12 protein-coding genes are annotated in these 14,703 nt (G+C 68.9%); 4 read left to right on the forward strand and 8 right to left on the reverse strand.

The window, feature by feature from the left end; translation table 11 throughout:
- The first annotated feature begins 194 nt into the window (after nucleotides 1-194).
- The 3 genes from pta to pyk all read left to right on the forward strand — a co-directional run bounded on the left by pta (nucleotide 195) and on the right by pyk (nucleotide 5,071).
- Complete coding sequence (pta, locus tag ACFYO0_RS39145; protein WP_388686053.1) at nucleotides 195-2,312, forward strand: phosphate acetyltransferase; 2,118 nt, start codon at nucleotides 195-197, stop codon at nucleotides 2,310-2,312.
- The gene (locus ACFYO0_RS39150; RefSeq protein ID WP_388686055.1) at nucleotides 2,309-3,544 is read left to right on the forward strand and encodes an acetate kinase; all 1,236 of its coding nucleotides are present in this window, start codon (nucleotides 2,309-2,311) and stop codon (nucleotides 3,542-3,544) included. Before pta ends, ACFYO0_RS39150 begins: the two co-directional genes overlap by 4 nt.
- Nucleotides 3,545-3,652: 108 nt before the next feature.
- The gene (gene pyk / locus ACFYO0_RS39155; protein WP_388686058.1) at nucleotides 3,653-5,071 is read left to right on the forward strand and encodes a pyruvate kinase; all 1,419 of its coding nucleotides are present in this window, start codon (nucleotides 3,653-3,655) and stop codon (nucleotides 5,069-5,071) included.
- Nucleotides 5,072-5,205: 134 nt separating this feature from the next.
- On the opposite strand, the gene ACFYO0_RS39160 is transcribed toward pyk, so the two are convergent.
- The 4 genes from ACFYO0_RS39160 to ACFYO0_RS39175 form a co-directional block, all read right to left on the reverse strand.
- The gene (locus tag ACFYO0_RS39160; RefSeq protein WP_388686219.1) at nucleotides 5,206-6,465 is read right to left on the reverse strand and encodes a hypothetical protein; all 1,260 of its coding nucleotides are present in this window, start codon (nucleotides 6,463-6,465) and stop codon (nucleotides 5,206-5,208) included.
- A gap of 91 nt (nucleotides 6,466-6,556) precedes the next feature.
- Entirely contained in the window at nucleotides 6,557-7,093 is a 537-nt protein-coding gene (locus tag ACFYO0_RS39165; RefSeq protein WP_388686060.1) for a DUF6114 domain-containing protein, read from the reverse strand.
- Between the two features lie 198 nt (nucleotides 7,094-7,291).
- Entirely contained in the window at nucleotides 7,292-7,924 is a 633-nt protein-coding gene (locus ACFYO0_RS39170) for a DUF6230 family protein (RefSeq protein WP_388686062.1), read from the reverse strand.
- A gap of 632 nt (nucleotides 7,925-8,556) precedes the next feature.
- On the reverse strand, nucleotides 8,557-9,546 hold the full coding sequence (locus tag ACFYO0_RS39175) for a tetratricopeptide repeat protein (RefSeq protein WP_388686064.1): 990 nt from the start codon (nucleotides 9,544-9,546) through the stop codon (nucleotides 8,557-8,559).
- Nucleotides 9,547-9,796: 250 nt separating this feature from the next.
- Between ACFYO0_RS39175 and ACFYO0_RS39180 the strand changes: the two genes are divergently transcribed.
- Nucleotides 9,797-10,426 carry a TetR/AcrR family transcriptional regulator gene (locus ACFYO0_RS39180; RefSeq protein ID WP_388686066.1) on the forward strand — a complete coding sequence of 210 codons (630 nt, stop codon included), beginning with the start codon at nucleotides 9,797-9,799 and terminating at the stop codon, nucleotides 10,424-10,426.
- A 197-nt stretch (nucleotides 10,427-10,623) separates the two neighbouring features.
- On the opposite strand, the gene ACFYO0_RS39185 is transcribed toward ACFYO0_RS39180, so the two are convergent.
- The 4 genes from ACFYO0_RS39185 to ACFYO0_RS39200 all read right to left on the reverse strand — a co-directional run bounded on the left by ACFYO0_RS39185 (nucleotide 10,624) and on the right by ACFYO0_RS39200 (nucleotide 14,635).
- Nucleotides 10,624-12,324 carry a methylmalonyl-CoA mutase gene (locus ACFYO0_RS39185; protein ID WP_388686069.1) on the reverse strand — a complete coding sequence of 567 codons (1,701 nt, stop codon included), beginning with the start codon at nucleotides 12,322-12,324 and terminating at the stop codon, nucleotides 10,624-10,626.
- Nucleotides 12,325-12,414: 90 nt separating this feature from the next.
- Nucleotides 12,415-12,753, reverse strand: coding sequence for a DUF3817 domain-containing protein (locus tag ACFYO0_RS39190; protein ID WP_388686071.1), 339 nt, complete (start codon nucleotides 12,751-12,753; stop codon nucleotides 12,415-12,417).
- 65 nt (nucleotides 12,754-12,818) lie between these two features.
- Nucleotides 12,819-13,328, reverse strand: a complete 510-nt coding sequence (locus ACFYO0_RS39195; RefSeq protein ID WP_344388660.1) for a MarR family transcriptional regulator — start codon at nucleotides 13,326-13,328, stop codon at nucleotides 12,819-12,821.
- 32 nt (nucleotides 13,329-13,360) lie between these two features.
- Nucleotides 13,361-14,635, reverse strand: a complete 1,275-nt coding sequence (locus ACFYO0_RS39200) for an MFS transporter (protein ID WP_388686074.1) — start codon at nucleotides 14,633-14,635, stop codon at nucleotides 13,361-13,363.
- Nucleotides 14,636-14,703 lie beyond the last annotated feature (68 nt).

Genomic DNA, 14,703 nt, shown 5'->3' on the forward strand with positions numbered 1-14,703 from the left:
GCTGTCGGTACGTGTGAGCCGGTCCGATTGTTTCACGGTGGGCCTGAGCGCCTCTTGACCACCCGGTCCCCGACAGCCATTTCGCGCCCCGATGGGACGGGTGCCCTAACCATGCTCAGAGGTATTGTCAAGAGGGCACGCACGACCCCCACGATAGCGGCTGATTTTGACCAGTGAGGAAACGGAGAGCACACGTGACGCGCAGCGTGTACGTGACCGGGATCGACCGGGGCGACGGGCGCCAGGTCGTCGAGCTGGGAGTGATGGAGCTCCTGACCCGCCAGGTCGACCGGGTGGGGGTGTTCCGCCCGCTGGTCCATGACGATCCCGACCGCCTCTTCGAACTGCTGCGGGCCCGCTACCGGCTCGCACAGGACCCGGCGACGGTCTACGGCATGGACTACCACGAGGCCTCCACGCTCCAGGCCGAGCAGGGCACCGACGAGCTGGTCTCGCAACTGGTGGACCGTTTCCACCGGGTGGCGCGCGACTACGACGTGGTCCTGGTCCTCGGCACCGACTACGCGGACACACAGTTCCCGGACGAGCTGTCCCTCAACGCCCGGCTGGCGAACGAGTTCGGCGCCTCGGTCATCCCCGTCGTGGGCGGCCGCGAGCAGACCGCGGAGTCGGTGCAGGCGGAGGCCCGCAACGCGTTCCGGGCCTACGACCATCTGGGCTGTGACGTCCTCGCGATGGTGGTGAACCGGGTGGCCCCGCCGGCCCGCGCGGAGATCCAGGCGGGCCTCGACTCCCGCCTCCCGGTGCCCTGTTACGTACTGCCGGACGAGCCCGCGCTGGCCGCGCCGACGGTCGCCCAGATCACCCACGCACTCGGCGGCAGGGTCCTGCTCGGCGACGACGCGGGGCTCGCACGCGACGCGCTGAACTTCGTGTTCGGCGGCGCGATGCTGCCGACCTTCCTCGGCGCCCTGACCCCGGGCTGCCTGGTCGTCACCCCCGGAGACCGCGCCGACCTCGTCGTGGGCGCCCTCGCCGCGCACAGCGCCGGCACCCCGCCCATCGCGGGCGTCCTGCTCACCCTGGACGAGCGCCCCAGCGACGACGTCCTCACACTGGCCGCCCGGCTCGCCCCCGGCACCCCGGTCGTCTCGGTGGCCGGCAACAGCTTCCCGACGGCGGCCGAACTCTTCGGCATGGAAGGCAAGTTGAACGCGGGGACGCCCCGCAAGGCGGAGACCGCCCTCGGCCTCTTCGAGCGGTACGTCGACACCGGCGGCCTCCTCAGCCGGGTCTCGGCACCGAGCAGTGACCGCGTCACGCCGATGATGTTCGAGCACCAGCTCCTGGAGCAGGCCCGCTCGGACATGCGTCGCGTCGTGCTGCCCGAGGGCACCGAGGAGCGCGTACTGCACGCCGCCGAGGTGCTGCTGCGGCGTGGCGTCTGCGAGCTGACGCTGCTCGGCCCGGTGGACCAGATCCGCAAGAAGGCCGCGGACCTCGGCATCGACCTCGTCAAGGCACAGCTCATCGACCCGACGACCTCCGAGCTGCGCGAGCGTTTCGCCGAGAAGTACGCCGCGCTGCGCGCGCACAGGGGCGTGTCGGTGGAGCTGGCGTACGACGTGGTCGCGGACGTGAACTACTTCGGCACCCTGATGGTCGAGGAGGGGCTGGCCGACGGCATGGTGTCGGGGTGCGTGCACTCCACCGCGGCGACGATCCGGCCCGCCTTCGAGATCATCAAGACCAGGCCGGACGCGTCGATCGTGTCGTCCGTCTTCTTCATGTGCCTGGCCGACAAGGTCCTGGTGTACGGGGACTGCGCGGTCAATCCCGATCCGAACGCCGAGCAGTTGGCCGACATCGCGGTCCAGTCGGCCGCCACCGCCCGGCGGTTCGGTGTCGAGCCGCGGATCGCGATGCTCTCGTACTCGACCGGGACGTCCGGTTCGGGCGCGGACGTGGACAAGGTGCGCCGGGCCACCGAGCTGGTCCGCGCGAGCCGCGACGATCTGAAGATCGAGGGCCCGATCCAGTACGACGCCGCCGTGGAGCCGTCTGTCGCGGCGACCAAGCTGCCGGGGTCCGAGGTCGCCGGGCAGGCGTCCGTGCTGATCTTCCCGGACCTCAACACCGGCAACAACACGTACAAGGCCGTGCAGCGTTCGGCCGGGGCGATCGCCGTCGGCCCGGTTCTGCAGGGCCTGCGCAAGCCGGTCAACGACCTGTCCCGCGGCGCGCTCGTCGGGGACATCGTGAACACCGTCGCCATCACGGCGATCCAGGCCCAGACCCCCAGCCCGTCGCCCACGACCCCGGCTCCGACCGCGAAGGCTTCCGCCCTGTGACTGGCACCCGCGTCCTCGTCCTCAACTCCGGCTCCTCGTCGGTGAAGTACCAGCTGCTCGACATGCGTGACAGCAGCCGCCTCGCGGTGGGTCTCGTCGAGCGCATCGGCGAGGAGACGTCCCGCCTGAAGCACACCCCCTTGGTGGAACTGGCGAACGGCGGTGGCGCCCGGCAGGAGGGCCGAGCTCGTGAGCTCAGCGGCCCGATCGCCGACCACGAGGCCGCCCTGAAGGCCGTCGCCGAGGAGCTGGGCAAGGACGGACTCGGCCTGGACTCACCCGAGTTGGCGGCGATCGGTCACCGGGTCGTGCACGGCGGCAAGCAGTTCACGGAGCCGACGGTCATCGACGAGCGGGTCCTCGCGGAGATCGAGCGGCTGATCCCGGTGGCGCCGCTGCACAACCCGGCCAACCTGACGGGCATTCGTACGGCACAGGCACTGCGCCCGGACCTCCCGCAGGTGGCCGTCTTCGACACGGCGTTCCACACGACGATGCCGGAGTCCGCGGCCCGCTACGCGATCGACGTCGAGACCGCCGACGAGCACCGCATCCGCCGCTACGGCTTCCACGGCACCTCGCACGCGTACGTCTCGCGCGCTACCGCGAAGCTGCTCGGCAAGGCGCCCGAGGACGTGAACGTCATCGTGCTGCACCTGGGCAACGGAGCGTCGGCCTCGGCTGTCCGGGCGGGCAGGTGCGTGGACACGTCCATGGGGCTGACGCCTTTGGAGGGGCTGGTGATGGGTACGCGGTCCGGAGACCTGGATCCGGCGGTCATCTTTCATTTGGCACGTGTTGGCGGGATGTCCATGGACGAGATCGACACTTTGCTGAACAAGAAGAGCGGCCTGATCGGCCTGTGCGGAGACAACGACATGCGGGAGATCCGTCGCCGCGTCGACGAAGGGGACGAGCGGGCGCGGCTCGCCTTCGACATCTACATCCACCGCCTGCGGAAATACATCGGCGCCTATTACGCGGTGCTCGGCCGGGTGGACGCGATCGCCTTCACGGCGGGGGTCGGTGAGAACGCGGCCCCGGTGCGCGAAGCTGCGGTCGCAGGCCTGGAGGGGCTGGGCCTGGCGGTCGACGCCGAGCGCAACTCCGTACGGTCCGACGAGTCACGGCTGGTCTCGCCGGAGGGGGCGAGGGTCGCGGTGGCCGTCGTACCGACCGACGAGGAACTGGAGATCGCCACCCAGACGTACGCACTTGTGGGCAGCCTCTGAGGCTCCCGGTGGGCGGTTCTGAAGCCCTCAACTGAGCGGCATTCCGCCCCTTTGTATCTTCCACCAGACGGAATATTCCGCAGTGAAACAAACCGTTAGGATCCCCCCATGCGCCGTTCGAAAATCGTCTGCACTCTGGGCCCAGCCGTCGACTCCCATGAGCAGCTTGTGTCGCTCATCGAGGCCGGCATGAACGTGGCCCGCTTCAACTTCAGCCACGGCTCGCACGCCGAGCACCAGGGGCGGTACGACCGTGTCCGGGCCGCCGCCGAGGAGACGGGCCGCGCGATCGGCGTCCTGGCCGACCTCCAGGGCCCGAAGATCCGGCTGGAGACCTTCGCCGAGGGGCCCGTCGAGCTGGAGCGCGGTGACGAGTTCACCATCACCACCGAGGACGTACCGGGCGACAAGTCGATCTGCGGCACGACCTACAAGGGCCTGCCGGGCGACGTCGCCAAGGGCGACCAGGTCCTGATCAACGACGGCAACGTCGAACTGAAGGTCGTCGAGGTCGAAGGCCCCCGTGTCCGCACGGTCGTCATCGAGGGCGGCGTGATCTCCGACCACAAGGGCATCAACCTGCCCGGCACGGCCGTGAACGTGCCCGCGCTGTCCGAGAAGGACGTCGAGGATCTGCGCTTCGCGCTGCGCATGGGCTGCGACCTGGTGGCGCTGTCCTTCGTGCGCGACGCCGACGACGTGAACGACGTACACAAGATCATGGACGAGGAGGGCCGCCGGGTCCCCGTCATCGCCAAGGTGGAGAAGCCGCAGGCGGTGGAGAACATGGACGCCGTCGTGGCGGCCTTCGACGGCGTCATGGTCGCGCGCGGCGACCTGGCCGTCGAGTACCCGCTCGAGAAGGTCCCGATGGTGCAGAAGCGCCTCGTGGAGCTGTGCCGCCGCAACGCCAAGCCGGTGATCGTCGCGACCCAGATGATGGAGTCGATGATCACCAACTCCCGTCCCACGCGCGCCGAGGCGTCCGATGTGGCCAACGCGATCCTGGACGGCGCGGACGCCGTCATGCTGTCCGCGGAGTCGAGTGTGGGCGCGTTCCCGATCGAGACCGTGAAGACGATGTCGAAGATCGTCCAGGCGGCCGAGCAGGAACTGCTCTCCAAGGGCCTGCAACCGCTCGTACCGGGCAAGAAGCCGCGCACGCAAGGCGGTTCGGTGGCCCGTGCCGCGTGTGAGATCGCGGACTTCCTGGGCGCCAAGGGCCTGGTGGCCTTCACTCAGTCCGGCGACACCGCCCGCCGGCTGTCCCGCTATCGCGCGGTCCAGCCGATCCTGGCCTTCACCCCGGACGAGTCCACCAGCAACCAGCTCACGCTGAGCTGGGGCGTCGAGCCTCACGTCGTGCCTCTTGTGCGCAGCACCGACGAAATGGTCGACCTGGTCGACCAGGAGATGGTCAGGCTGAGGCGGTTCAACGACGGCGACACGGTGATCATCACCGCCGGCTCGCCTCCCGGCGTGCCCGGCACCACCAACATGGTCCGGGTGCACCACCTGGGCGGCTGACCCGCTCCGGTCCCCTTCCGACACGCCACTGAGGGCGCCCCCCGCCGCGCGGGGGGCGCCCTCAGTGGGTCCCTCCCAGGCCCCTGAGGCACTAGGGGAGTATGTGTGGTTCCCGGACGACCAGCCCTGTGGGACTACCCGAGCGGCGTGCTGTACTGCTGCAGGCCGGGGACGGTCAGTGTTCCCCCGAACTGGGCGGCCTGCACGACCTTCACCTTGGTGAAGTAGATCAGCGGGATGTTCAGCGGCGGCGGGTGCTTCGGGTCGAACGTGACCGGGATCAGACCGAGCAGGTTGCCGGAGATGCTCTCCGTGTACATGACCGTCTTGCCGTCACGGATGGTGGACGTGGAGCCCTTGGCCGCCTGCACGTGGTGCTTCGCCCCGGCATCCTTGTCGTCGACGGTCTGGTGCAGATCACCGATGTCGGTACCGTCGGAGATCACGTACTTCAGGACCTCCTTGACCGTGCCGTTGGCGGTCTTCACCTTGACGATGCCCTGGTAGTCGGCGCCCTTGAGCAGCAGCGAGCTGGCCTCCAGCTGCCAGGGGTCGTCGGCCAGGGCCGGGATGCCCTGCTCGACGCCGCCCTCGTCGTCCGTGGCGGCCGGGCAGTCCTCCGGGTCCGTGGTGGAGCTCTCGGACGGGCTGGGGGACGGGGACGCGGTGGCCTCGTCGGCTGCCTGCTCCGCCTTCTCCGCGGTGTCCTCTGCGGTCTCCTCGGCCTTCTCGGCCGCGTCGTCCGCCGTGTCCGTGACGTCCTTGGCGGCATCCTCGGCCGTGTCGGTCGCCTTGTCCGCGGCGTCCCCAGCAGCGGCCTCGGCCGTCTCGGCCTCGTCCTCGCTCGCCGACGGGGAGGGAGTGGGCGACGGGCTGGCAGCCGCCTCCCCTTCCTCCTGCTCCTTGTCGTCGGGCGTGAAGAGGTCCTCCAGTGCCTCGCCGAGGCCCAGCGGGTCGAGCGGGTTCTTCGACTCTGACTCCGAGGGGGACGGCGACGGGGTCGGCTCGGCCTCCTCGGCGGGCGCCGTGGGCTCCGAGGGGGACGGCGTCGGCTCGGGCTTGTCGTCGGAACCTGAATCCGACGAAGAGCCGTTGTCCGACGAGCCGTTGTCCGCGGAGCTGTCGCCCGAAGCGTCCTCACCCGAGGAGCCCTGCTCCTCCTTCTCGTCGGACGCGGGGTCGCTCGTCGAGGCTGAGGGCGAGGGCGACGCCGACGCGTCCTTGTCCTCCTCGGTCTCCTCCTCCAGCGCGTCGACGCACTCCTTGTACTCGTCGATCGTCAGGTTCTTCGCCGACGGCTTGTCGTCGGCCCGGGCGAGCGTCGGCGTGAGGCCCATGCCCATGAGGATCGCGGTCGGCATCGACGCGATGGCCACCGCCTTGCCCGCGGGCATCTGCAGCCTCGTCAACAAGGGCTTCTTGGGGGCTGCATGCCGCGGCCCGGTTCTCGCCCGGGGCTCTCCCGCGTCCACGCGGTGGACCTCCTCAGGCACTGTGCCTCCCGTTCGCCCCGTTGCTCGGGCTCGTTCCTGACAGATCGTTCGGCTCGCTCGCCCCGCCCGCCGCCATGGCTTCGGGGGCGCCTCCTTCGTCCGTACGGTCCGTCTTGGCCGGCGTCGCCGTGGGCTCCTCGCCGGGCGCCCAGGACACGGCCATCGCGCCGCCGAACAGCGCGAGCAGGAAGCCGATGAGGAACCCGCCGAGGTTGGACACCGGGATGGACACCAGCGCCAGCAGGATCGCCGCCACGCCGGCGAAGACCCGTACATGCTTCTGGAACCACAGACTGATCCCGAGCACGATCAGCAGCACGCCGATGATCAGGGAACCCGCGCCCGCGGTGGTGGCCATCGCCAGGGTCAGGTGACCTATCTGGAGATTCGCATACGGGAAATACATGATCGGGATCCCGCCGAGCAGGATGAACAGGCCGGCCCAGAACGGCCGGCTGCCCCTCCAGGCGCGGAACCGCAGCCGCTTATCGGTGAACTGGCTGCGCGTGGCTGGAGTCTCGGCGCTCATGGAAAACAGCTCCCTGGAACGGCGTTGCTGTGAGAGGTAAAAGCTGGGGGCGTGGTGTGGGGGGTGGCGAGTGTACGGACCGGGTGGCGTCGGACGGACATCAATCACGACATCCGACGGATCTGCAGACGGACTTCAAAGACGAGAAGGAGGTGCGACGGGTGGGGAAGGGGGACTCCCCCACCCGTCACGGAGTGCCTAGTAGCACTCCTTGACGCCCGCGGACAGCTTCATCGAAAGGCCGCTGAGCTTGAAGGTTCCGGCGGTGGTCGCCCACGCCGTCTGCTCCACGTCCTTGAGCAGGACCTCGTCGGCCTGCTGCGCGAATCCGAACGGGTTCGCCTTGTCACCCTTGGCGATGCCGGGACCCTTGTTGGCGTCTCCGGCGGCCACACCGATGTCGATGTTGCGGAACTCGGCATCGGCCTTCAGGTCGGCGACGTCGATGTACAGGTTCTCCGCCTCGACCGGCGTCTTACCGCCACCGGCCCTGAGGATGAGGCTGACATTGCCGAGCACCGGGATGTTCGGCGTGACGACGGACTGGCACAGGTTCTTGATCGTCGCCTGCTTGAACGCCGAGACCGCGACAGGGTGCGCCGTCTTCTTCCCGTCGAGGGTGTAACCCTCGTCGATGGCGCCGTACTGCGAAAAGCCTGTGCCCTTGAGCTCCTTGGTCGTCACCTTGAACGACTGGCCCGACACGCTGAACGACGCGGCGAGAGCGCTGTTGGCCAGGGCCATGCCTATCGCGGCCGTCGCGGCCACGCTGGGCACCATGACCACCGCGAACCGCTTCCATCTCGTCCCGCCACGCACCTGGGACTCCATATTTCCTCCTTCTCGGACGTACATCTCCGGCCCTGACGGCCCCCGGTCGGCGGCTCAGTCGGGCAGGGATGGGAGAAGTGCTACGTCCTCGGGAAGGAGAGCGCCCGTACTCAGAGGCGCGCAGGGCGCCCCAACACAAGCGATCACCCCCGAGCGACAACCACTGGTCGCGCCTGAACACTTCACGCACAACCTGCCGGACAGGCTCTGCCCGAAAGCAAAGACCCCCCTGTCCAAGGAGTGGCGCCACTGCCGCCGCTCCTACTCGGTGGGGACCCAGGAAGTCCGTTGACCCGATTGGCTGTCGGGACGCGGGAATGGACCGAGCGTCGCCGATCGTGGTGCATTCACGCAGCCTTCCGCAAGGGGGTTCGTTACTGGCTAGTAACGGCCGGATAACCGAACAACGACCCGCCGGTATCGACCGACGACGCAGGGTGCCTCCGAAGTGAGTAACAAAACCGTTGATCTTTGGACGGAATCCGGCAGATCGACGCCCGCCTCTTACTCCAAGTAACAGCGGCCGCGTTTACCAAGATTTGGTAAAACACGGCCGCAGGGTCGCTCAGTCGACAAATCTCTCACTCAGGCAACAGGGGCCCCAGTGGTTGCCCCGGAGGTTTAACCACCGGTCAGAACAGGGCGCGCGCCAGTGCTCTGCGTGCAGCGGTCACTCGCGGATCGTCACTGCCGACCACCTCGAACAGCTCCAGCAGCCGCATACGCGCGGCATCCCGGTCGTCACCGGCTGTACGCGCCACGGTGTCGACAAGCCGCCCGAACGCGTCCTCGACATGACCACCCACCAGATCCAGGTCCGCGGCGGCGATCTGAGCCTGCACGTCAGCCGGCTTCTCGGCGGCGTCCTTGCGCACCTGCTGCGCATCGGCGTTCTGCACGCGCTGGAGCAACTCGGCCTGGGCAAGGCCCAGTTTGGCCTCGGTATTGCCCGGGTCGTCACTCAGCACGTTCTTGTACGCCTGCACCGCACCGCCCAAGTCCCCCGCATCCAGGGCCTGTACGGCGGCTTCGAGCAGCGCGTCGTACGGACCGGCCGGCACCGCAGGAGCCGCATCGACCTCGGCCTCGGCGCCGGGCCCGGCCTCGGCGTCCGGGTCGACCGTGAGGCCGGTCAGACCGAAGCGCTGCTCGGCGACCTGGATGAGCTGGTCCAGGGTGCCCCTGATCTGCGGCTCGGGGGCGGCGCCCTGGAAGAGCGGCAGGGCCTGGCCGGCCACCACCGCGAAGACGGCCGGGATCCCCTGGATCCCGAACTGCTGCATCAGCATCTGATTGGCGTCGACGTCGATCTTGGCGAGGACGAAGCGGCCGTTGTACTCGGCGGCGAGCCGCTCCAGGAGCGGGCTCAGCTGCTTGCACGGCTCGCACCACTCGGCCCAGAAGTCGATGACGACGGGCACCTCGGTGGAGCGCTGCAGGACGTCACGCTCAAAACCCGCCTCGTCTACGTCGATCACAAGGCTGGCCGTGGAGACAGCGCCTCCCCCGCCCTGCTTCGCCGCTTCGGCGCGCGCCTGCTCCGCCTTCGCCTTGGCCTCCTGGGCCGCCTTCACCGCGGCGAGGTCGACGACTCCGCTCATGGACATGTTCCGTGGCTGCATGAGTTCATCTTCCCCCCTCCGCGTGCGTACCGGAAAAGCACGGTGCAAGCCGGGCCTGCCGCGTGGCGTTCGACGCCGGGTCCCCACCCGGCGCCGCGTGGTCGTCGCTGTGGTCGTCGCTCGTACGCAGGCTTTCGCTACGAGCCGTAGCGTAACTGGACCGGGAGCCCCCGCGGAACCAAGTCCCGGTGATCTCCCTCACCTTGCTTCCCCGCACCGAGTCACAGGAACCGCCCGCTATGGTCAACGAATGCACAGCCGCACTTCCGCCCCACATGCCACAGGGGGCCGCCCCCGCAGCGCCACCGCTGACGCGGCGATCCTGGCGGCGACGCGGGCGGCGTTGGTCGAACTCGGCTGGTCCAAACTGACGCTCGGCGATGTGGCGACGCGTGCGGGCGTCGCCAAGACGACCCTCTACCGCCGCTGGGCCGGCAAGAACGAACTGGTCGTCGACGCGGTGGCGGAGCTCTTCGACGAACTGGAAATTCCCGACCGCGGCAACCTCGCGGCGGATGTCGAGGGCGTGGTGCTCCAATTCGCAGCGATCCTGGCGCGCCCGGAGGCGAAGAGCGGCCTGATGGCGGTGGTCGCGGAGTCGGTCCGCGACGACGCACTGCGCGACCGCATCCGGTCGTCGATCGTGGACCGCCAGAAACGCCTGGTCCTGGAGGGCCGGGCCCGGGCCCAGCAACGCGGGGAGCTGCCGGAGGAGAGCGACCCCGAAGCCGCGGCTCGCACCACGGACCTCATCTTCGACGTGATCGCGGGCGCGGTGGTGCACCGGGCCCTGGTGAGCGCAGAGTCCGTCGACACCGACTGGACCCGGAGCTTCACCGTGCTCCTACTGAACGGCCTGACCGCATCGTCAATGGCCTGAGGCCCGCTCCCGAGAGCGGGCAGCCATTCTCCAAGCGCTTCACGCGCCTACATCTGCCGGTCCCCTTGCCAGGTGATGGACGTCAGCACGGCCAGACCGCCATGGGCCAAACCCTGGCACGCATCAGGTCGGCGCACGAAAAGGCGGCGAGGGGAACAGCAAGCCCTCACCGCCCTCAGCGAACGACACCGTCGACGCTAGAACCCCGCCGGTTCCGTATACACCCCCCACTCGTCCCGGAGGGCGTCGCAGATCTCCCCCAGCGTCGCCTCCGCCCGTACCGCCTCCAGCATCGGCTCGATCATGTTCGAGCCGTCCCGCGCGGCGGTAAGCATCGCGTCCAGGGCACCCCGGACGACTGCCTCGTCCCGGCCCGACCGGCGATCGGCGAGCACCCGCACCTGCTCCCGCTCCACCTCGTGACTGACCCGCAGAATCTCCAGGTCACCGGTCACAGAGCCGTGGTGGACGTTCACCCCGACCACCCGCTTGTCCCCCTTCTCCAGGGCCTGCTGGTACTGGAAGGCGGACTCGGCGATCTCCCCGGTGAACCAGCCGTCCTCGATACCCCGCAGAATCCCGGAGGTGATGGGCCCGACGGGGTGCTGCCCGTCCGGGTGGGCCCTGAGCCCCCGCTCCCTGATCTGCTCGAAGATCTTCTCGGCATCCGCCTCGATCCGGTCGGTCAGCTGCTCCACGAACCACGAACCACCCAGCGGGTCCGCCACGTTGGCGACCCCTGTCTCCTCCATCAGTACCTGCTGCGTACGCAGCGCGATCTCGGCCGCCTGCTCGGAGGGCAGCGCCAGCGTCTCGTCCAGCGCGTTGGTGTGCAGCGAGTTGGTCCCGCCCAGCACGGCAGCCAGCGCCTCGACCGCCGTACGCACGACGTTGTTGTACGGCTGCTGCGCCGTCAGCGAGACACCGGCGGTCTGCGTGTGGAATCGCAGCCACTGCGCCTTCTCGGACTTCGCGCCGTACACATCCCGCAGCCACCGCGCCCAAATCCGCCGCGCCGCCCGGAACTTGGCGATCTCCTCGAAGAAATCGAGATGCGCGTCGAAGAAGAAGGAGAGCCCGGGAGCGAACACATCGACGTCCAGGCCGCGCGAGAGCCCCAGCTCGACGTACCCGAACCCGTCGGCGAGGGTGTACGCCAGTTCCTGCGCGGCCGTCGAGCCGGCCTCACGGATGTGGTAGCCGGAGACGGACAGCGGCTTGTATGCGGGGATCTTCGACGCGCAGTGCTCCATCAGGTCGCCGATGAGACGTAGGTGTGGCTCCGGCTGGAAGAGCCACTCCTTCTGCGCGATGTACTCCTTGAAGATGTCCGTCTGGAGCGTGCCGTTCAGCAAGGCCGGGTCGATGCCCTGGCGCTCGGCCGCGACCAGGTACATGCAGAAGACCGGCACGGCGGGCCCGCTGATCGTCATCGACGTCGTGACGTCACCCAGCGGGATGTCCTTGAACAGGACCTCCATGTCCGCGGCGGAGTCGATCGCGACCCCGCAGTGCCCGACCTCACCGAGCGAACGCGGATCGTCGGAGTCGCGCCCCATGAGCGTGGGCATGTCGAAGGCCACGGACAGACCGCCCCCGCCGTTGGCGAGGATCGACTTGTAGCGCTCGTTGGTCTGCTCGGCGTTCCCGAACCCGGCGAACTGCCGGATGGTCCATGTCCGCCCTCGGTAGCCCGTCGCGTAGAGCCCCCGCGTGTAGGGGTACTCGCCCGGCCAGCCGATCCGCTCGAAACCCTCGTACGCGTCTCCGGGCCGTGGCCCGTACACCGGCTCCACAGGATCGCCCGAGAGCGTCGTGAAGTCGGCCTCACGCTTGCGTGAAGCGTCGTATCGGGCCTGCCAGCGTCGGCGACCCTCTTCGATGGCGTCAGCGTCCATACCTTCGAATTTACTAGGACGTCCAAGTAAATGTCGATGGCAGACCGCCATGGACTACTCCATGGCGGTGGTGGCTCCGGCTTTCGTGGTTCAGGCCTTGGCTACGGCGCCCGGGTCGTCCACGACCTTGGCCTCCAGCTCACGCGTGACCTTGCGCTCCACGAAGAACGCGGCCGTCGGAACCGTGCCCGCGAGCAGCACCCACAGCAGCTTGGGCACCGGCCACTTCGCCTTGGAGCCCAGGTCGAAGGCGAACACCAGGTAGACGACGTACAGCCAGCCGTGCGCGATACTGACCACGCGCGTGAAGTCCGCGGCGCCGTCCACGTCGAGCACGTACTTGCCGACCATCCCGAGGGTCAGCAGGACCAGCAGCACACCGGTGACGTAGGCCATGACGCGGTAGCGGGTCAGCACGCTCTTTTTCATGCGCACGAGCGTAACCGGCGGTTTCGTACGATCTTCGGGCGCCCCCGGACCCGAACGCCCCGGTCCTACCCTTCCTCGAAGTCGTGCGCGGCGATGCGCAGAGGCCGCAGCATCGCGAAGATCTCCGCGCACTCCTCCGCGTCGTACACCCCGAGCCCGAAGTCCATCGCCATCAAGTCGCGGGTGGCGGCCTCTACGACCTCGCGGCCCTTGTCGGTGATGGAGGCGAGCGTGCCACGCCCGTCGTTGGGATTGGGCCGCTTGTCCACCAGGCCCGACCTGACCAGCCGGTCAACGGTGTTCGTCACCGACGTGGGGTGCACCATGAGCCGCTCGCCGATCTTCGACATCGGCAGTTCGCCGGCTTTGGAGAAGTTCAGCAGTACGAGTGCCTCGTAGCGCGCGAACGTCAGCCCGTACGGCTTGACGACCGCGTCGACCTCGGCCAGCAGGATCTGGTGCGCACGCATGATCGAGGTGATCGCGGCCATGGACGGCACGGACCCCCAGCGCTGCTTCCAGAGTTCGTCGGCGCGGGCGATGGGATCGAAAGGAAGACTGAGCGGCTTCGGCACGGCAAAGACCCTACCGGCCGGTCATATCGTGGTCAGCCCCGTCTCGCGGATCGGTCCCCGACTCCCGCCGTACGTCCAGTACGCCGCACCTCCAGCACCAGGAGTACGCAGCAGACGGTCCCGAACACACCGACCGAGCCCACCACCGTGCTCACCGACCAGAACTCGGCGGCGGCCCCGGCCAGCGCCATCCCCACGCCCTGGATCGTCATGAGCCCGGCCGTGTGCACGGTCATAGCCCGCCCGCGCAGTTCTTCGGGAACGGCGTCCACGAACCAGCGGTCGAGACCGAGGGTGTACGCGCCCGCCGCCCCGGCGAGGAGCAGCGCGAGCAGGATCCAGCCGAGGCCCGGGTGGAGTGGGAAAAGGAGGAAGGGCAGCAGAGTGCCGCCCGCGAGAGGCAGCACGATCCGGGAGCGGGCCGCGGGTGACAGCGCGGCACCGGCGTAGAGCTCACCGGCGATCGTGCCGATCGGCATCGTGCACATCAGCAGTCCTACGCCGGCCGCGCCGACCCCGATCTCGTCCGCGTAGGCGGCGGCCAGCGCCTCGGGGGCGACGACGAACATCGGAGGTGCCCACAGGAGCAGCAGGAGCGTCCGGATGCGGCGGTCGCGGAGGACGTCGCGGGTGCCGGCGAGCGAGTACCGCACAAGCGATCCGCCTCCGGCGCGCGCGGGCCTGCGTCGTGTTCCGAAGCGTAGAAGGAGCGCCGAGGTCAGGAAGGTGCCCAGGGTGATGGCCAGCGCTCCGCGCGGCGGGACGAAGGTGAGCAGGACGCCGCCGAGTCCGAAGCCCAAGAGCACGGCGCTCTGCGAGACCATCCGCAACAGCGAACGCCCGAGGACGAAAAGGTCGCCGTCCCCGAGGATCTCGGTCAGCGTGGCAATCCGCGTCCCGTTGAACACGGGCGCCACGGCCGCGATGACGCACCGCAGCGCGAGCAGCGCGGCGACCGGCGTCGACGGCATCGCCATCAGCGCCGCGCACCCGGCACACACCAGGTCGCACCCGACGAGCACCCGCCGCGCCGGGAACCGGTCCGCGACCCCGGCAAGCAGCGTCCCGCCCAGCAGGTACGGCAGGAACCCCAGCGCGAAAGCGAGCGCGCTGAGCAGGGGCGATCCGGTCAGCCCGTACACGAGCACGGTCAGCGCGATCTCGCTGATGACGACGCCGAGGAGGGAGAGGGCGTGGGCGGCGAAGACGGCGCGGAACTCTCGTACGGCGAAGGCGGCTCCGTAACCGGCGGTGTCAGGTGGCGCGGGCAGCGTCGTTGGGTCCTTCTGTTGCAGCTCTTCCGGCATGGGCAGCAGGTTGCAAGTGCGGGTGCCGGTCGCCGTAGAGTTTCGGCACAGGCCGAATCTTCGGGGCT

It is taken from the genome of Streptomyces sp. NPDC006365 (genome assembly GCF_042870755.1).
Classification (GTDB): domain Bacteria; phylum Actinomycetota; class Actinomycetes; order Streptomycetales; family Streptomycetaceae; genus Streptomyces; species Streptomyces xiangluensis.

Excerpts from the sequence above, each read along its gene's own strand:
- pyk (WP_388686058.1), top strand. The coding sequence starts at position 3,653 with ATGCGCCGTTCGAAAATCGTCTGCACTCTGGGCCCAGCCGTCGACTCC.
- ACFYO0_RS39160 (WP_388686219.1), bottom strand. The coding sequence starts at position 6,465 with ATGCCCGCGGGCAAGGCGGTGGCCATCGCGTCGATGCCGACCGCGATC.
- ACFYO0_RS39165 (WP_388686060.1), bottom strand. The coding sequence starts at position 7,093 with ATGAGCGCCGAGACTCCAGCCACGCGCAGCCAGTTCACCGATAAGCGG.
- ACFYO0_RS39170 (WP_388686062.1), bottom strand. The coding sequence starts at position 7,924 with ATGGAGTCCCAGGTGCGTGGCGGGACGAGATGGAAGCGGTTCGCGGTG.
- ACFYO0_RS39175 (WP_388686064.1), bottom strand. The coding sequence starts at position 9,546 with ATGCAGCCACGGAACATGTCCATGAGCGGAGTCGTCGACCTCGCCGCG.
- ACFYO0_RS39180 (WP_388686066.1), top strand. The coding sequence starts at position 9,797 with ATGCACAGCCGCACTTCCGCCCCACATGCCACAGGGGGCCGCCCCCGC.
- ACFYO0_RS39185 (WP_388686069.1), bottom strand. The coding sequence starts at position 12,324 with ATGGACGCTGACGCCATCGAAGAGGGTCGCCGACGCTGGCAGGCCCGA.
- ACFYO0_RS39190 (WP_388686071.1), bottom strand. The coding sequence starts at position 12,753 with ATGAAAAAGAGCGTGCTGACCCGCTACCGCGTCATGGCCTACGTCACC.
- ACFYO0_RS39200 (WP_388686074.1), bottom strand. The coding sequence starts at position 14,635 with ATGCCGGAAGAGCTGCAACAGAAGGACCCAACGACGCTGCCCGCGCCA.